Source organism: Streptomyces sp. PL-25, assembly GCF_058344915.1.
In genome coordinates this window covers 3,991,613-4,010,365 of record NZ_CP136997.1, presented here as the reverse complement: position 1 = coordinate 4,010,365, position 18,753 = coordinate 3,991,613, and the positions used below count along the sequence as shown (strand labels likewise).

Here is an 18,753-nt window from a genome sequence, read left to right as displayed (position 1 = left end):
GGGCCGGCAACCCGAAGGACGAGCACGCTCGCACCCTCAGACACCCAACAGCGTGCCCGACACAGACTCACCCTCGAACCCACGTTCCACGCCGAAGCAGTACTAGTGATCCTCAGAACCATCCGTGCCGAGTAGTCAACGTTCCACCCATGAGCAACCAGCATCGGACATTCGCCGATGTACTGGCCTCTGACCAGCCGAAACCGGTGAGAAGTGCTCCTTAGAAAGGAGGTGATCCAGCCGCACCTTCCGGTACGGCTACCTTGTTACGACTTCGTCCCAATCGCCAGTCCCACCTTCGACAGCTCCCTCCCACAAGGGGTTGGGCCACCGGCTTCGGGTGTTACCGACTTTCGTGACGTGACGGGCGGTGTGTACAAGGCCCGGGAACGTATTCACCGCAGCAATGCTGATCTGCGATTACTAGCGACTCCGACTTCATGGGGTCGAGTTGCAGACCCCAATCCGAACTGAGACCGGCTTTTTGAGATTCGCTCCACCTCACGGTATCGCAGCTCATTGTACCGGCCATTGTAGCACGTGTGCAGCCCAAGACATAAGGGGCATGATGACTTGACGTCGTCCCCACCTTCCTCCGAGTTGACCCCGGCGGTCTCCCGTGAGTCCCCAGCACCACAAGGGCCTGCTGGCAACACGGGACAAGGGTTGCGCTCGTTGCGGGACTTAACCCAACATCTCACGACACGAGCTGACGACAGCCATGCACCACCTGTACACCGACCACAAGGGGGACCCTGTCTCCAGAGTTTTCCGGTGTATGTCAAGCCTTGGTAAGGTTCTTCGCGTTGCGTCGAATTAAGCCACATGCTCCGCCGCTTGTGCGGGCCCCCGTCAATTCCTTTGAGTTTTAGCCTTGCGGCCGTACTCCCCAGGCGGGGCACTTAATGCGTTAGCTGCGGCACGGACGACGTGGAATGTCGCCCACACCTAGTGCCCACCGTTTACGGCGTGGACTACCAGGGTATCTAATCCTGTTCGCTCCCCACGCTTTCGCTCCTCAGCGTCAGTATCGGCCCAGAGATCCGCCTTCGCCACCGGTGTTCCTCCTGATATCTGCGCATTTCACCGCTACACCAGGAATTCCGATCTCCCCTACCGAACTCTAGCCTGCCCGTATCGACTGCAGACCCGGGGTTAAGCCCCGGGCTTTCACAACCGACGTGACAAGCCGCCTACGAGCTCTTTACGCCCAATAATTCCGGACAACGCTTGCGCCCTACGTATTACCGCGGCTGCTGGCACGTAGTTAGCCGGCGCTTCTTCTGCAGGTACCGTCACTCTCGCTTCTTCCCTGCTGAAAGAGGTTTACAACCCGAAGGCCGTCATCCCTCACGCGGCGTCGCTGCATCAGGCTTTCGCCCATTGTGCAATATTCCCCACTGCTGCCTCCCGTAGGAGTCTGGGCCGTGTCTCAGTCCCAGTGTGGCCGGTCGCCCTCTCAGGCCGGCTACCCGTCGTCGCCTTGGTGAGCCACTACCTCACCAACAAGCTGATAGGCCGCGGGCTCATCCTGCACCGCCGGAGCTTTACAGTCTCCAAGATGCCTTGGAGACTCGTATCCGGTATTAGACCCCGTTTCCAGGGCTTGTCCCAGAGTGCAGGGCAGATTGCCCACGTGTTACTCACCCGTTCGCCACTAATCCCCACCGAAGTGGTTCATCGTTCGACTTGCATGTGTTAAGCACGCCGCCAGCGTTCGTCCTGAGCCAGGATCAAACTCTCCGTGAATGCTTCCCCGTAATCGGGGCGACACCACGAGAGCGGAACCAAGGGGAAGGAATGTTCCCCCGGTTCACAGCGTCCTCGCTGTGTTTTCTTCAAAGGAACCTCGTCCCGGCCATGACGGCCGGAGACGGGGTATCAACATATCTGGCGTTGACTTTTGGCACGCTGTTGAGTTCTCAAGGAACGGACGCTTCCTTTGTACTCACCCTCTCGGGCTTTCCTCCGGGCGCTTCCCTTCGGTCTTGCGTTTCCGACTCTATCAGATCCTTTTCCGATCCGATTTCCTCGGTGCTTTCCAGGTTCCCGCTTCCGCGTTTCCCTTTCCGGCGGTTCCGACTCTATCAGATCTTTTCTCGACCTGACCCCCAGTCAGCGGGGTCCGTCTTCCCGGCCGTTGGGCCGTTCCGACGTCCCAAACCTTAGCCGATCCGCTCGCTGATTCCCAATCGGGCCCTTGGCGGATCCGTTCGGCATCGACGAGTTCCATTCGAATTGAATTCGGGCACGCCGAAATCAACCCGGCTGGGAGATCGTGCTGATGGTGTGGGTGCCGCAGTGCGGCGGGAGGTGTTGTCGAGGAACCGTTACGGCTCCGCGGCAACCCGAAGAACTCTACGGATCGGGCAGAGGCGTGTCAAGGAGCCCCTGTCAAGATCTTTTAGTCGAGGTCGCTGAGGCGTCCGCCGGCGTCCGGCTGGGCGTGCTCCACCCGGCGCAGGAGCCGGGTCAGCACCTCGCCGAGCACGGCGCGCTCCGCCGGGGAGAGGTCCTGGAGGAGGTCGCCCTCGAAGACCGTGGCGAGGCGCATGGCCTCCATCCACTTCTCCCGGCCCTCCGGGGTCAGCTCGACGATGACGCGGACGCGGTTGTTCTCGTCGCGCTCGCGGGTGACCAGGCCCTCGCCGACCAGGCGGTCGATGCGGTGGGTCATCGCGGCCGGGGTGAGGCCGAGGCGCTTGGCGAGGTCGCTCGGGCCGAGGCGGTAGGGCGCCCCGGAGAGGACGAGCGCCTTGAGCACTTCCCACTCGGCGTTGCTGATGCCCAGCTCGGAGGTCTGGCGGCCGTAGGCGACGTTCATCCGGCGGTTCAGGCGGGACAGCGCCGAGACGATCTTCTCGACCTGGGGGTCGAGGTCCTGGAACTCGCGCTGGTAGGCGGCGATCTGCTCTTCGAGTGTCGGCTCGCTGCCGAGACCGGGGGTGTCACCCATGTCCGCAGTATGGCACGGACCGGCTTGGCGTTGAAGTCCTTCCAGGTGTACTCTTTAGCTTCGAACTTTAGTCTTGAAGTCTTCAGGGTTAACTCCTGATCACTTCAATGACCGACGACCGTACGACCAGAGCTTCGGCTTGAGAGATGAGAGAGGTGAACGTGACCAGGGCGATGGGCGCAGCGATGCGCCGGATCCACGTGGGCAACGCACTCAGCGCGTTCGGGCTCGGCTTCACCGTCCCCTACCTGTACGTCTATGTGGCGCAGGTGCGGGGACTGGGGGCCATGACGGCGGGGCTCGTGCTCGCCGTCTTCGCCGTGGCCGCGCTGATAGTGCTGCCGTTCGCCGGCCGGGCGATCGTGCGCCGCGGCCCGCTGCCGGTCCTGCTCGCCGCCCTGGTCACCGCCGCGCTGGGAGCGCTGAGCCTGGGGCTCGCGGGCGGGGCGACGGCCGTCCTGCTGTCGGCGGCGGCCCTGGGCGCCGGGCAGGCCGTGATGCAGCCCGCGCTGGCCACGATGATCGTGGACTGCTCGGAGTCGGAGACCCGCTCGCGGGCGTTCGCGATGCAGTTCTTCCTGCAGAACCTGGGTCTCGGTGTCGGCGGCCTCATCGGCGGGCACCTCGTGGACACCTCCCGGGTCTCCTCCTTCACCCTGCTGTTCGCGATCGAGGCGGCGGTGTTCCTGCTGCTGGTCGCGGTGATGGCGACGGTGCGCGTGCCGCGCGCGCCGCGCGTCGAGGCGGCCGCGGACGCCGGACCGGGTGCGGGCCGCACCGGCTGGCGCGCGCTGCTGGGGAACCGGGCCATGGTGCAGCTGTGCGTGCTGGGCTTCGTGCTGTTCTTCGCCTGCTACGGGCAGTTCGAGTCGGGTCTGAGCGCGTACGGCGTGGAGGCCGCGGGGATCTCGACGTCGGCGCTGGGCACCGCGCTGGCGGCGAACACGCTGATGATCGTGGTGGCGCAGTTCGCCGTGCTGAGGTTCGTGGAGCGGCGGCGGCGCTCGCGGGTGATCGCCGCGGTCGGCGTGATCTGGGCGGTGGCCTGGGCCACGGCGGCGTACGCGGGTCTGGGGCACGGCAGCCAGACGATGGCGACGGCCGCCTTCGTGTCGACGTACGCGCTGTTCGGGCTGGGTGAGGCGATGCTGTCGCCGACGCTCGCCCCGCTGGTGGCGGACCTTGCCCCGGAGGGTCTGGCCGGTCAGTACAACTCGGCGTTCGCCCTGGTGAAGCAGCTCGCGCTGGCCGTCGGTCCGGCGGTGGGCGGTCCGCTGGCGGCGTCGCTGCCGGGGCCGTACGTGGTGACCTTCCTGCTGTTCTCGCTGGGGATCAGTGCGCTGGCGCTACGGCTGGGCCGGGGGCTGAGCTCCGTGCAGGATCATCCGTGGGCCGCGCGGACCCGGGTGGTGGCGCGCGGTGGGGCCGCGGCGGAGCCGGTGGCCGCGGAGGTCTGAGCGTGAGCGCGGGCAAGGCGGCCGTCGTCCTCGGGCGACGGCCGCCTTGCCGTGTCCCCGGCCGGGTGCGGGCGGCTGACCTCGCCGCGGGGATCAGGGCCGTCGGCCCGGCAGGGTGAACTCGCACCAGACGGCCTTTCCGCCGCCCGGGGTGCGGCGGGCGCCCCAGTGGTCGGCGATGGTGGCGACGATGGCGATGCCCCGGCCGGACTCGTCCGCGGGTTCGGCGCGGCGGCGCCGGGGCAGGTGGTCGTCGCCGTCGGTGACCTCGACGATCAGTCGGCGGTCGGTGCGGCGCAGCCGCAGCCGCATGGGCGGTGTGCCGTGCTGGAGGGAGTTGGCGACGAGTTCGCTGGCCGCGAGGACGCCCGCGTCGCGGAGTTCCGGCGGGAAGCGCCAGCTGGCCAGGACGCCGGAGGCGAAGGCACGCGCGCGGGGCGCGGCTTCCACTCCGCCGAGGAGTTCCAGCGCGGCGTTGCGGAAGAGCTCGCGGTCCGGGCCGGTGCGGGCGGGATGCTGGAGGACGAGGACGGCGACGTCGTCGTCGTGGTCGGCCTGGACCCCGGCGGAGCGGACCAGGCGGTCGCAGACGACCTGGGGGGTGCCGGTGGCGCCGGCCAGGGCGCGTTCCAGGGCGGCGATGCCCTCGTCGAGGTCCGCGTCGCGGCGTTCCACCAGGCCGTCGGTGTAGAGCACGGCCGTGGAGCCGGGGGCGAGCGGGACCGAGCCGGAGGCGTGCATCCAGCCGCCGGTGCCCAGGGGCGGGCCGGTGGGTTCGTCGGCGCGTACGACGGTGCCGGTCTCGTCGCGGACGAGGATCGGCAGGTGCCCCGCGGAGGAGTAGACCAGCCGGCCCTCGTTGGGGTCGTGGACGGCGTAGACGCAGGTGGCGATCTGGTTGGCGTCGATCTCGGCGGCGAGGCCGTCCAGGAGCTGGAGGATCTCGTGCGGCGGGAGGTCCATGCGGGCGTAGGCGCGCACGGCGGTGCGCAGCTGGCCCATGACCGCGGCGGCGCGCACCCCGCGGCCCATGACGTCGCCGATGACGAGGGCGGTGCGTCCGCCGCCGAGGGTGATGACGTCGTACCAGTCGCCGCCGACGGCGGCTTCGGTGCCGCCGGGGTGGTAGGTGGCGGCGACGCGCAGGTCGTCGGGCTGTTCCAGCACCTGGGGCAGCAGGGAGCGCTGGAGGGTGACGGCGGTCTCGCGCTGGCGGCGTTCGCTGGCGCGCAGGCGGTCGGCGGCCTCGGCGTGGTCGGTGACGTCGGTGGCGAAGACGAGCACGCCCGCGCCGCCCTGGGCGGTGGCGCGCTCGCCGGGTCCGGGGCCGCGGACCGGGGTGCAGGTGAAGGTGTAGGAGCGGCCGTCGGGTGCTCTGCGGGACTTGAGGGTGCGGGGTCTGCCGCTGCGCAGGACCTGGTCGAGGAGCGGGAGCAGGCCCAGTTCGCGCAGTTCGGGCAGGGCGTCGCGGGCGGGTTCGCCGAGCGGGCGCGCGCCGAAGGCCGTGGTGTACGCGTCGTTGAGGTAGGCGAGGCGGTGGTCGGCGCCGTGGACGAGGGCGACGAGGGCGGGGACGCGGTCGAGGACCTCACGGGCGGGGAGCCCGTCGACGCCGGGCGGGGGCGGGCTCCCGTCGGACTGCCGCTCGCCGCGGGCGGCGGGCACGGAGCCGTCGGAGCGCCGGTCCGGGTCGGGCGCGGAGCCGTCGGAGCGCCGGTCCGGTGCGAGACCGGTCCGCGCCGCGGCACGGCGCTGTGTTCCGGGGATCGGGGGGAGCCGGGCGCTCCAGCGCGTGAAGTTCACGAATCCTTGCCTCGTGTCGGTGGTGTCGGTCCGGCTCCGGGCCCGGCCGGGGTGCGGGGCCGCGCGGGGCGGCCGGCCTTCTCCGGCCCCGGGTGCGGCACGGTGTCCGTGCGGATACGGCGGCCGGGACGGGCGGCTTCCGCCTCCGGTCGTGGACCAGTCTGGCAGTGCGGGCGCCGCGCGACGGCATCCGTGGGACGCCGTGGCGCCCGGCGGAGTTCCGCGGTCCGGTCAGGACGACCCTTTCGGGTCGGTGTCCGGGTCGAGGGGGTGTTTTCCCCCGGCCGCGAGTTCGAATTCGGCGCGGGGGTGTTCCAGGGACCCGAGGGAGACGATCTCCCGTTTGAAGAGGCCGGCGAGCAGCCATTCGGCGAGGACGCGGGCCTTGCGGTTGACGGTGGGGACCCGGCTGAGGTGGTAGGCGCGGTGCATGAACCAGGCCGGGTAGCCCTTCAGCCTGCGGCCGTAGACCTGGGCGACGCCCTGGTGCAGTCCGAGGGAGGCGACCGAGCCGACGTAGCGGTGCGCGTACGTCTCCAGGGGTTCGCCGCGCAGCGCGTGGGCGATGTTGTCGCCGAGGACCTTCGCCTGGCGGACCGCGTGCTGGGCGTTGGGCGCGGTCTCCTTGCCGGGTTCGGCGGCGGTGACGTCGGGGACGGCGGCGGCGTCGCCCGCGGCCCAGGCGTGCTCGGTGCCCTGGACGGTCAGCTCGGCGGTGCACCGGACGCGGCCCCGGGCGTCGAGCGGCAGGTCGGTGGCGGCCAGCAGGGGGTGCGGCTTGACCCCGGCGGTCCATACGACGGTGCGGGTGGGGAAGCGCTGCCCGTCGCTGAGCACGGCGACACGGTCGGCGCACGACTCCAGGCGGGTCCGCAGGAGCACCTGGATGTTGCGGCGGCGCAGTTCGGTGACCGTGTAGCGGCCCATCTCCTCACCGACCTCGGGCAGGATGCGGTCCGAGGCCTCGACGAGGATCCATTTCATGTCCTCGGGCCGGATGTTGTGGTAGTAGCGGGCGGCGTAGCGGGCCATGTCCTCCAGTTCGCCGAGCGCTTCCACGCCCGCGTAGCCGCCGCCGACGAAGACGAAGGTGAGGGCGGCGTCGCGGATGGCGGGGTCGCGGGTGGAGGAGGCGATGTCCATCTGCTCGATGACGTGGTTGCGCAGGCCGATGGCCTCCTCGACGGTCTTGAAGCCGATGCCGTGGTCGGCGAGACCGGGGACGGGCAGGGTGCGCGCGACGGAGCCGGGGGCGAGCACGAGTTCGTCGTACGCCAGGTGCTCGGTGCCGCCCTTCTCCTCGGTGGCGAGGGTGGCGAGGACGGCGGTGCGGTGCGCGTGGTCGACGGACTTCACCTCGCCCGCGACGACCCGGCAGCCGCCGAGGACGCGGCGCAGCGGTACGACGACGTGCCGCGGCGAGATCGCGCCGGCCGCCGCCTCGGGCAGGAACGGCTGATACGTCATATAGGGGTCGGGCGTGACGACGGTGATCTCGGCATCGCCCCGCAGCAGCTCCCGTTTCAGCCGCCGCTGGAGGCGCAGAGCCGTGTACATCCCGACGTAGCCGCCGCCGACAACGAGAATGCGCGCACGTTCCTTCACCATCCCATGACGCACCCGTGACTCTCGTTTGTCCACAGCCCCGGCGATTTGTGTGACCGCCGGGCGGCCGGGCGCAGGATTGGCCTGATCACCGGGGGCCGGGCCAGGTGCGCAGGTCAGCGCGGGTGGGTGGGGGTGCGGAGCGGGTCGTGGGGCGCGCCGGGGCGGCTCGTACTCCGATCGGGGGGCGGTCCGTGCGGAACTGCCCCTTCTGAATTGACTCCCACTCAACTATGTTCGTGTGTCGTCGGGGTGTGGGGGAAGTGACCGGACGAGTCGGCGGGTCCCGCCTGGTCTCGCGGAACGGCTCGGTCGTGCGCGGTCCCCGTTCAGCGCATCCCGGAATTCAGTGGCGGGGAGAGTCTCCGGGGGGAGACGTCATTACCGGGGGATCGGCTATGCACATTCAGGACACTCATTGGTCCACCGCGTCCGCTGTCGCGGCCGGTGGCGGGGCGATGGGCGCGGCGGTGGGCGGACGCGGGGAGGATCCCCGGTCGGTGCGGACCACTCCGCTGCGCGTGGACGCACAGCGCAACCTCGAACACGTGCTGCGGGCGGCGCGCGAGGTCTTCGGCGAGCTGGGGTACGGCGCGCCGATGGAGGACGTGGCCCGGCGCGCCCGGGTCGGCGTGGGCACGGTGTACCGGCGCTTTCCCAGCAAGGACGTCCTGGTGCGGCGGATAGCCGAGGAGGAGACCTCCCGGCTGACCGACCAGGCACGGGCCGCGCTCGGCCAGGAGGACGAGCCGTGGTCGGCGCTCTCCCGGTTCCTGCGCACCTCGGTGGCGTCCGGCGCCGGGCGGCTGCTGCCGCCGCAGGTGCTGCGCGTCGGGGTCGCGGAGGAGCGGGCCGGCGAGACGGACGGCGCGGACGGCGCGGACGGCGCGCGGGTGCCGCAGCAGCGGTCCGAGCCGGGCGCGGGCGAGCTGCGGCTGGTGTCCGACCGGGACGCCGCGCTCGCACCGGAGGCGGTGGACGACACGGGAGCCGCGGAGCTGCTGGAGGTCGTGGGCCGGCTGGTGGAGCGGGCCCGCGCGGCGGGTGAGCTGCGGACCGATGTCTCGGTGTCGGACGTGCTGCTCGTGATCGCCACGGCGGCGCCCTCGCTGCCGGACGCCGCCCAGCAGGCGGCGGCCTCGGCACGGCTGCTGGACATTCTGCTGGAGGGGCTGCGGTCCCGGCCGGTGTGAGCGCGCGGGGCGGGTTCTCCCGGTGACGGCGACGGGACGCCCGTATGGGATGCCTGTATGGGATGCCTGTATGGGATGCCTGTATGGGATGCCCGTACGGGAGGCCGTACGGGAGGGCCGTACGGGAGGGCCGTACGGGACTCGGGTGGGGCGCGGACGGGGCGTCGCGCCCGGGGGCGTGCGCGCCGGCGCGGGTTCCGCCGCATTCCGGGGAGCATGCCCCGTACGGGTGATGTCGATTCCGGGGGGCGGTGAGTCCCCCACAGACGGGTGGAGGATCCTTCCTGCCGAGTCCTGACAAGAGCCGCTGTGGCAGTCTGGCCCGGTGATCGGGTCGGCTGGGCTGGCGGCGGGGGCTATCGGCGATGGGCGTTGACGGACGTGGTGAGTCGGTCGGTGACGGCGGGGCGGGCACCGGCGGGCCGCGCCCGCCCCAGGTGCCGAGCCAGGGCGGTCCGGCCGGTGTCCCGCGCGACGACGCGCCGCCCAGGCAGCCCGCGCACCGGGCGGAAGCGGCGGACCGGCCGGACGTCCCGCACCGGGCGGACCCGCAGGACTTCTCGGACCGGGACGCCTCGGACCGGGACACCCCGGGCCAGGACGGCTGGGGGCCGGTGGCCGAGGGCGGGGTGCCGGCGCAGCGCGAGTGGCGCGAGGACAGCGTGCTGCCGCCGCCGCGCGAGGTGCCGCCGTCCGATGCCGAGCTGGTCGACCGGATGCGGTCCGGGGACGACACGGCGTACGAGGACCTGTACCGCCGCCACGCCGACGCGGTGCGCCGGTACGCCCGTAGCTGCTGCCGGGACGCCCACACCGCCGACGACCTCACGGCCGAGGTCTTCGCCGCGATGCTCCAGGCCGTGCGGGGCGGCGCGGGCCCCCGGCACGCCGTCCGCGCCTATCTGCTGACCAGCGTCCGGCGGGTGGCCGCGCACTGGACGAAGACCGCGCGGCGTGAGCAACTGGTCGACGACTTCGCCGTGTTCGCCGCGCAGGCGGTCCGGAGCTCCGAGGTGTCCGACGACGACACGCTCGACCTGGGCGCGGACGTGCGGGCGATGCACGAGGCCGAGCAGTCGATGGCGATGCGGGCGTTCCGCTCGCTGCCCGAGCGGTGGCAGGCCGTGCTGTGGCACACCGAGGTCGAGGACGAGTCGCCCAGCGAGGTCGCCACCCTGTTCGGGCTGGACGCCAACGGCACCCGGGTGCTGGCCAGCCGGGCCCGCGAGGGCCTCAAGCAGGCCTATCTCCAGGCCCATGTGAGCACGTCCCTGACCGGCGACGCGGAGTGCGCCCGGTACGCCGACCAACTCGGTGGCTACGCCCGGCGCAAGCTGCGCACCCGCGCCGAACGGGGCCTGCGCAAGCACCTGGAGGAGTGCGCCAGGTGCCGGGTGGCGGCGCTCCAGATCGAGGAGGTCGCGGGCGGCATCCCGGCCGTCGTGCCGGTCGCCGTCCTCGGCTGGTTCGGCGCCGCCGGGTACGCCAAGGCGTTCGGGCTGCTCGCGGGTGGCGCGGGGGCGGCCGGTGCGGCCGGTGCGGCGGGCGCTGCGGGCGCGGCCGCGGGCGGGTCCTCCGGTGGTACGGGTGCCGGGGGCGCGGCGGCCTCCGAGGGGCTCGGCGCGCCGGTCAAGGCCGGGATCGCGGCCGGAGTCGTCGCCGTGGCCGCGGCGGGGCTCGCCTTCGCCCTGGTCGGCCACGACACCCCCGCCGACAAGCCCCGGGCGGCGCCGCCCCCCGCCCCGGTCGTCGAACCGCGGCCGCCGTCGAGCGCCCCGCCCCGCCCCGCACCCCGCCCCCGGCCCAGCCGGAAACCGCCGGAGCCCGTCGTCGCGCCCCGGCCCGCGCCCGAGCCGACCCCCACACCCACCCCGACGCCCAAGCCCACCCCGAAGCCCGCACCGCCCCCTCCGTCGCCCACGCCCACCCCGTCCCCGACACCGACGCCGACCCCGAGCCCGACACCCACTCCCCCGGCCGTCTACCGGTGGAGCGAGCTGAGCTACGACGTCACCGGCGACGGCACCGGACCGGAGATGCGGCTCGGCGGCAGCAACTGGGTGTGGCAGCGCGACGGTGTGGAGATCGCCGGGAAGCGGTATCCGCACGGGGTGAGCGTGCACGGCGAGTCCTCGGTCACCATCGACCTCAACCGCGCCTGCTCCGCCTACGACGCGGTGGCCGGTGTCGACGACCTGGCGGCCGGGCTGGGCGAGGTCGCCTTCTCGGTGTACGCCGACGGTGTGCGGCTGTGGGAGTCCGCCACCGTCACCGGCGGCCAGGCCGCCGTCCCGGTCCATGTGAGCCTCGTCGGCCGCCGGACCGTGCAACTGGTCGTCACCCCGCGCAGCGCCTTCGACGCGGTGACCCTCGCGGACTGGGCGGAGTCGCGGTTCACCTGCGCGTAGCGCCGAAGGACGGCCGCGGGACCGGGCTCACGCGCGGGCAGCGGGCGGATGGCGGCGCACGGCCTCGGCGACCTCGGCGAGGACGCCGTCCACGGTGAGGGCCGCGCCCCGGGCGAGTTCGGCGGCGCAGCGCTCGGCGCCGAGGACGGCGCGCGCGGCGGCCTCGGCGCGCTCCGCGCACGTCCGCTCGGGCTGCGGGCGGGGACGGCCGTCGCGCCGGCTGTCGGCGGCGGCGAGCAGCCGGAGCGCGCGGGCGTGCTCGCCGAGCCGGGACAGCACCTCGGCCGCCATGTCCACGAGCGCGGCCGTCACCACCTCGGAGCAGTGCTGCTCGGTGGCGATGTCCAACGCCTCGCCGAGCAGCGGCAGTCCGTACCGCGGGCCGCGCTCGGCGGCGGTGACGAGGGCGTCGACCCCGCGCAGCACCGCCTCGAACTGCGGGGGCGGGGTCCCGCGTCCGCTCTCCGCACGGGCCGCGTCGCAGTGGGTGCGCGCTCCGGCCACATCGCCGTCGTCCAGGGCCAGCTGGGCGCGCAGCAGCAGCACGAACGCACGGGAGTCCACCACCCGGTGCCGCTCGGCCGCCTCGCTCGCCTCGTCCAGGGTCGCGAGGGCGCCGGTCCGGTCGCCGGAGCGATAGGAGATCTCGGCGAGGCGGGCCAGCAGGAACGGCGTCTCGGCGTGGGCGCCCACCTCGTGGGCCAGCCGCAGCGCCTCCTCGTACTCGGCGCGCGCCTCGGCCGGCCGGCTGCGTGCCATGGCCGCCTCCCCGGCCGCGCTGCACACCTGCGCGCGCATCCAGCGGTCGCCCACCCGGTGGCTGAGCCGCCGCAGTTCGGCGAGGTCCTCGTCGACGCCGTTCAGGTTGCCGGGGGAGTCGACGACCATGTGCGTACGGAACATGAGGAGGACGCCGACCTCCCAGTCGCCGCCGTACGCACGGCAGTTGGCGATGGCGCCGTCCAGGATGCGGCGCATGTCGTCCGGGGTGTTCGTCAGATAGGAGCTGAGCGGCCACAGCAGTCCTGGCATCCGGGCGGCGTGCGGGCCGCCGTCCGCGAAGGCGGCCCGCACGCGGGCCATGTAGCGCAGGACCCGTTCGTCGCGGACCACTTCGGCCGCCTCGGTCTCCGTCGACAGGAACCCGTGCAGCATGCGCAGGTCCATGCGCAGGGCGTGCAGCGGGTGGCCGCGCTCGCCGTCCGGTGCGTTCAGGAGGGCGTCCACCAGGTCGACGGTGCCGGGGGCGGTCGCGGGCGTGAGCCCGGACGAGAACGGGCGCACGGGCGCGGGCGGGGTGCCGGTGTCCAGGGCGACACCCAGGCACAGCACCCGGTGGACCCACTCCATGGCCTCCCAGCGGTAGGCCCGCAGCCACCAGAACCAGCCCATGCCGAGGGCGAGTTCGGCGGACGCCCGCTCGTTCCCGGCGGCCAGGGCCCGGTCGAGGGCCGCCCGGATGTTGTCCAGCTCGGCCTCCAGCCGGGCGATCCACGTCAGTTGCCCGGCGGACCGCAGCTGCGGATCGGCCTCCGTGACGAGCGCGTGCACCCAGGCCCGGTGCCGCTCCTCGGCGGCGGCGCGCAGCCCCGGGACCTCGGCGGCGCGCTCGGTGGCGTACTCGTGGATGGTCTCCAGCATGCGGTAGCGCATGCCGCCGCCCCCGCCGCCCTCCGCAGCGGCCGGAGTGGCGATGACCAGGGACTTGTCGACGAGCGCCCCGACGAGGCCGGCGGCGGGGCCGGTGCACACGGCCTCGGCGGCGGCGAGGTCCCAGCCGCCCGCGAAGACGGACGCCTCGCGCAGCATGGTCCGCTCCTGCTCGTCGAGCAGGTCCCAGGACCAGTCGACGACGGCGCGCAGGGTCTGCTGGCGGGGCAGGACCGTGCGGCTGCCCGCGGTGAGCAGGCGGAAGCGGTCGTCGAGCCGGTCGGCGATCTGCCGCGGGGTGAGCATGCGCAGCCGGGCGGCGGCCAGCTCGATGGCGAGCGGCAGGCCGTCCAGGCGGCGGCAGATCTCCGCCACGGCCTCCTTGTCGTCGAGGACGCCTGCGCCGTCGGGGCGGACGGCGGCGGCGCGCTCGGCGAAGAGGCGGTGGGCCTGGTCGGGCGCGAGCGGTTCGACCGGGCGCACCAGTTCGCCGGGGACGCCGAGGGGTTCGCGGCTGGTGGCGAGGACGGTGAGGCCGGGGCAGCGGGTGAGCAGCGTCTCGGCGAGGGCCGCTGCGGCGCCGATGACGTGTTCGCAGTTGTCGAGGACCAGCAGGGTGGCGCGCGGGGCGCAGTACTCGACGAGCAGCGTCAGCGGGTCGTCCTGCGGGGTCACCAGGTCGTTGGTCTTCAGTACGGTCTCGCGCAGCCCCAGCGCGCTGACCACGGCGCCGGGCACCGCCTCCGGCCGGTCCAGCGGCGCCAGCTCGACGAGCCACGCCTGCGGGAGCCCGGCGACGGCCTCCTCCGCGAGCCGCGTCTTGCCGGAACCGCCCGGTCCGGTGAGGGTGACGAGCCGGGCCCCGCGCAGGTCGGAGCGGAGGGCGGCGAGTTCGGGCTCCCGGCCGACGAAGGAGGTGAGGCGGGGGCGGATGTTGCCGGCGCGGGCCGGATCCGGGATAGCCGGGGCGGCCGGGACGGCTGGGGCGGCCGGGACGACTGGGACGACTGGGGTGAGGGGAACGGCCGGGGTGAGGGGAACGGGGTGCGCGGGGTGCGGCGGTTCCGTGGCGGACGAGGGGTGCGTGGTGGGCGCGGCGTGCGGGGCGGGCACCGGGCCGGACGGGGCGGGCGGGGCGGACGAGAGCGGGGCGGGGGCGAGGAGACCGGCGTGCAGGGCGCGGAGTCCCGGTCCCGGGTCGGTGCCGAGGCCGTCGGCCAGGGCTCGGCGGGCCCGTTCGTAGGCGGCGAGGGCGTCGGCGCCGCGGCCGGTGTCGCGCAGGGCGCGGATGAGCAGCGCGTGCAGCGACTCGTCGTACGGGTGTACGACGGTCAGTTCCGTCAGCTCCGGTACGACCTCGGCGGCGCGGCCCAGCCGCAGTCGTGCGTCGGCACGGGAACGGACCGCCTCCAGACGCAGCGTGTCGACGCGCGCGGCGGCGGTGCGGTCGGGCAGGTCGGCCAGGGCGGGACCGCGCCACAGGGCGAGCGCCTCGTCGAGGCAGCGGGCCGCGGCGGACGCGTCGCCCCGCCCGAGGGCGGCGGTGCCCCGGCGTACGAGGCCCTCGAAGGCGAAGAGGTCGACGCCGTCCTCGGCCACCGCGAGCCGGTACCCGCCCGTCTCGGAACGGATCGCGTCCCTGCCGAGGGTGCGGCGCAGCCGGCCCACCAGCGCCTGGAGCGCCGCCGGGGCGTCCTGGGGCGGGTCCTCGCCCCACACCTCGTCGATCAGGGCGCCCGGTGCGGTGACCCGTCCGGGCCGCAGGGCGAGCGCGGTGAGCAGGGCCCGCAGGCGCGGACCGCCCACGGGTACGGCAGCGCCCCGGTCGTCCTCCGCCTGGGTGACGCCCAGGATTCTGTACTGCACCGGGACATTGTCGCCGGGCGGCGGAAGCGGGGCACGGGGTTTGTCGCCGAGCCGGGGGCGGGGGCTGGGGTGAGGGCGCGCGGACGGCGGCAGCGTGGGGTTGAACGGGACGTCCGCGGGCCGGCGCGGGAGGGGCGGGGGCAGGGAAGCAGCTGCGCCGGAACGCCGGAACGCCGGGACGCCGGGACGCCGGGACGCAATCGTGGGGAACGTAGGCACGCGACCACGGCGCGGCGCGCAGGACCGGGGCGAAGCGTCCGTGAGCCGGGCGGCGGGAGGGCGGGATGAGGAGCGCCACCCCGAGCCGCCGGTGCGGGACGCGGCGCCGGGGCGGCCGAGCCGCTGACGCGGTGACGCCGGGGACACCCCGGACGGCCGTGGCGAGCGTGAGCGGCGCGGCGCGCGGGCGGCGCGCAGGACCGGGGCGAAGCATCCGTGAGCCGGGCGGCGGGAGGGCGGGATGAGGAGCGCCACCCCGAGATGCCGGGACGGTACGCACCAGGGGGCACCGGCCGTCGGAACGCCGGGGGAACACCGCCGAGCGGCCATGGCGAGGGCGTGCGGGCGGAGCGCGGGCCCGGGGCGGGGCGAGGCGGGGAAGCCGCTGCGGCGGCGGGAGCGCGAGGGCGGCCGAGGCGGGCCGCACCGGACCGCCGAAGCGCCGGACCGGGGACGGGCCGCGCTGTCGGACCGCGGGCCCGCCGGTCCACCGGACCGGCGAACCGGCGAACCGGCGACAGGCCACGCTGCCGGACCGCCGCAGCGGAAGTCCGTACACCCGGACGCGCCACCGGGCGACTGGGACGGAGGCCCGTGCCCCGGCACCGGAGAGCCCGCCCTTGGCGCTGCCGACCGGAGCGCAGGCGCGGGGCCCGCGCACAGCCGGGACGCCGATGCCGACGTTTGCCCCAGGGCTCCGCCGTGGCTCCCGCGTCCCCGACGCATCGCGGCGCTCACCGGGAGCCGCCCGGTCGCGGACGTACGTCCGTACAGCCCTGACGTCCCCACAGCGCAGCCGCCCCCGCAGCGCAGCCGCCCCGGGCGCCCCTCCCGCAGGAAGCCGGCCGCCCCCTCACGCCCCGGAGGCCAGTGCCCCCCGCTGGGGAGCGATGCCGCCCGGGACCGCGCGGGCGCGGGCCGGGGTGCCGGTCCAGCAGGTGCCGCGGCGGGCCAGCAGGCGGCGCAGCCAGACCTCCAGGGAGACCAGGTCGGCCAGGCCGTCCAGGGGCAGGGGTTCGCCCTGGGCCGCCGCGCGCAGCGCCTTGCGGACCACCCGGGCCTCGACCAGGCCCGCCTCGGCGAGCAGCGGGGTGGCGAACAGGGCCATCAGGCCGTCCGCGGCCAGGCGCAGGCCCGCGCGCTCGGCGGACACGCCCGGGGCCTGCGAGGGCGCGCCCCAGCCGGGCGGCAGGCCGCCCACGCCTGCGCCCTCCAGGACGGTGCGCAGGATCGCCGCGCGGGCTCCCGGCCGGACCCGCAGGGCCTCGGGGAGCGCGCGGCAGGCCCGTACGACCTGGTTGTCGAGAAAGGGGGCGTGCAGCCGCTGGGAGCGGATCTCCGCGGCCTGCTCCAGGACGCGGAGGTCGGCGGCGTGCCGGGCCAGGGCGGCACGCGCGCGGTGGTCGCCCGGCCGCTGTCCCGGGCCGGTCGTCGAGCGGTTGGTCGCGGCCTGGAGGCGAACCGATACTTCAGCCAGCGCCTCACCGGTCAGCCAGCGGGCGGCGGGCCCGGCCCCGGCCCAGGTGAGCGCGGCCAGGGAGGCGCCGACCGCGCCCCTGGGCTCGTCGAAGCGGCGCTGGAGCAGCCGTCCCGCGAGGTCTTCGAGACCGGCGCGGTAGGGGGTGCGGGCGAGCTTGCGCGCCGCGCCGTACACGCGCGCGGGGACCATCACCGAGCCGTCGGCCCTGGCGAGCGCGGCCACCGGCCGGACCAGGTGGCGCCGTCTGCGGTCCATGAGCAGGTCGGCCAGGCGCGCGGGGTGGGCGTCGAGGACCTGGCGGGCGCCGTGGCCGGTGAAGTGGTCGGCGCTGCCCGACGCGAGGCGGGCCCGGTGGCGGGCCGCGGTCACCAGGGAGGGGCCGGGTTCGTCGGTGAGCGGGCCCTCCAGGTCGGCGTAGGGCAGGACGTCCTCGCCGCCCGCCACCACGACGTGGTGCAGGCGCGGGTTGGCGGCGAGCGCACCGGCCCGCTCCAGTTCGGCCTCGCGGCCGCCGACGGCGAGGTCGTTGAAGGTGACGGCGAGCAGGCGTTCGCCGGCGCCGGTGCCGTGGCCCAGCAGGGTGCCGGGGTTGCCCGGCAGGCCTGCGGCCAGCAGGGCGAGGGTGCCGGAGGCCGGCCCGCCGGACAGGTCGGCGCCGATGCCGGGCACCGGCATGCCGCGGGCGGCGCGGCGCTCGGCCGGTCCCATGCCGGGCACCGGGCCGGGGTCGATGTCGGGGACGTGCCGGGGCGCGGAGAGCCGGGCCCGGACGGCTTCGACCAGGGCGTCCCGGACGGCGCCGACCGCGCTGTCGGGGTCGGCGGGGGGCGCGGCCACGGCGAGGGAGGCGACCTGCTCGTACCCGGCGACCTCGCGCGCTCCGGCGCGCAGGATCAGCGCGTGCCCCGGCGGGATGCGCCGTACGCCCTCGTACGGGGTGGAGTCGTCCAGCGCGGCCGGTACGGCGGGGGCGGCGAGCAGCGCGGCGAGGTGTCCGAAGTCGAGGTTGGCCTCGACGAGGTCGGCCAGCGGGAGCGCGGCCGTCGCGTACGCCGTGCCGCGCGCCCAGGGGGTGTGGAACACCGGCCGGGCGCCCGCGAGATCGCCGCAGACGGTGATGCGGCGGCCGACCTGCACGACGGCGGTGTAGCTGCCGGGCCAGGCGGTCAGGTGGCGCAGCGCGCCGCCGCGCGCGGCCAGCAGGCCGACGCGCAGCTGCTCGTCGGAGGCGCCGCAGACACCGAGCACCGCGATCCTGGTCTGCGCGTCGGCCCGCACCAGCCGGATCTCGTCCGGCCGCCAGTCACCGACCGCCCACAGCGGGTCGGGGTCGCCCCACAGCAGTTGGGAGCCGACCGGCTGCACGGTCTCGCCGTCGTACCCGGTGGCGCCCGCGGAGCCGGTCCCGGCGGTGCCCGCGGCGGCGCTGCTCCATCCCACCAACCACCGCATCGACGCCTCCACGGACCGGGATTCACCAGTGCACCGCACGAACCGGGTCCATGCTGCCACGAAGCAGGCGTGGCGGAGCGGAGGCGGAGCCGCCTTCGGTCCGTGCCGCGCGCCCCCGCGCGCCGGGCGGCGAGGTGGCCAACGGCCGTGCCGGGCAAGGCCGTTTCGACCTGAATGCGCCCCCTGATGCGCTCCCCGTAGCACCCCGTGCGCCGTCAACTCCCGTGGTGGGAACGGGAAATACCCGGCAGGAAGCAGAGATGATTTTCAGCCAAATTGGCGCGGCGGGAGCGGATGTGCGCACGCTCCGTACACGCTCCGCGCCGTGCGCGGCCAACGCGCAGTCCGGGAGGCGCGGTTGGCCTCCCGGACCGTTCCGCCGCCCGCGGGGATGAAGGCGGCGGTGTCCCCCAGCCCACTGGATCCAGTACAGCGGGCCGACCCACGCAGGACCATGGAACCGTCGCGCCGATGGCCGGAGAAGAGCGCACGGGCGGGCGCACGGCCACACATCGGGAGCACGTGGCAACCGTGCGTGCAGGGCCCGTACTCCCGTGCGGACCACAATCCCGCCAACCGGAAGAATGCCCCTTAACGCTTGGGATGCGGCGAACTACGCTGGGTTTACGAATGCCGCGTGGTTATGCCAGCGCGGCAGCCGTCT

Annotated in this window: 8 protein-coding genes and 1 rRNA gene; 3 read left to right on the top strand and 6 right to left on the bottom strand. The window is 74.0% G+C overall.

Annotation, left to right across the window (positions count from 1 at the left end):
- Window positions 1-224: 224 nt before the first annotated feature.
- Window positions 225-1,749, bottom strand: a 16S ribosomal RNA gene (locus tag R4Z62_RS18085).
- 655 nt (window positions 1,750-2,404) lie between these two features.
- The gene (locus tag R4Z62_RS18080) at window positions 2,405-2,956 is read right to left on the bottom strand and encodes a MarR family winged helix-turn-helix transcriptional regulator (RefSeq protein ID WP_355477659.1); all 552 of its coding nucleotides are present in this window, start codon (window positions 2,954-2,956) and stop codon (window positions 2,405-2,407) included.
- Between the two features lie 185 nt (window positions 2,957-3,141).
- On the opposite strand from R4Z62_RS18080, the gene R4Z62_RS18075 reads away from it, so the two are divergent.
- A complete protein-coding gene (locus R4Z62_RS18075; protein ID WP_491521890.1) occupies window positions 3,142-4,413 on the top strand; it encodes an MFS transporter in 1,272 nt (423 codons plus the stop codon).
- A gap of 93 nt (window positions 4,414-4,506) precedes the next feature.
- Here R4Z62_RS18075 and R4Z62_RS18070 read toward each other — a convergent pair whose 3' ends face one another.
- Window positions 4,507-6,216 carry an ATP-binding SpoIIE family protein phosphatase gene (locus tag R4Z62_RS18070; protein WP_491520345.1) on the bottom strand — a complete coding sequence of 570 codons (1,710 nt, stop codon included), beginning with the start codon at window positions 6,214-6,216 and terminating at the stop codon, window positions 4,507-4,509.
- Between the two features lie 231 nt (window positions 6,217-6,447).
- Complete coding sequence (locus R4Z62_RS18065; RefSeq protein WP_491520344.1) at window positions 6,448-7,824, bottom strand: NAD(P)/FAD-dependent oxidoreductase; 1,377 nt, start codon at window positions 7,822-7,824, stop codon at window positions 6,448-6,450.
- A gap of 395 nt (window positions 7,825-8,219) precedes the next feature.
- On the opposite strand from R4Z62_RS18065, the gene R4Z62_RS18060 reads away from it, so the two are divergent.
- Both R4Z62_RS18060 and R4Z62_RS18055 read left to right on the top strand, forming a co-directional pair.
- Window positions 8,220-9,014, top strand: coding sequence for a TetR/AcrR family transcriptional regulator (locus R4Z62_RS18060; protein ID WP_355477665.1), 795 nt, complete (start codon window positions 8,220-8,222; stop codon window positions 9,012-9,014).
- A gap of 365 nt (window positions 9,015-9,379) precedes the next feature.
- Window positions 9,380-11,422 carry a sigma-70 family RNA polymerase sigma factor gene (locus R4Z62_RS18055; protein WP_491520343.1) on the top strand — a complete coding sequence of 681 codons (2,043 nt, stop codon included), beginning with the start codon at window positions 9,380-9,382 and terminating at the stop codon, window positions 11,420-11,422.
- A gap of 27 nt (window positions 11,423-11,449) precedes the next feature.
- On the opposite strand, the gene R4Z62_RS18050 is transcribed toward R4Z62_RS18055, so the two are convergent.
- A complete protein-coding gene (locus tag R4Z62_RS18050; protein ID WP_491520342.1) occupies window positions 11,450-14,938 on the bottom strand; it encodes an AfsR/SARP family transcriptional regulator in 3,489 nt (1,162 codons plus the stop codon).
- Between the two features lie 1,072 nt (window positions 14,939-16,010).
- A complete protein-coding gene (locus R4Z62_RS18045) occupies window positions 16,011-18,089 on the bottom strand; it encodes an asparagine synthase-related protein (protein ID WP_064533905.1) in 2,079 nt (692 codons plus the stop codon).
- Window positions 18,090-18,753 lie beyond the last annotated feature (664 nt).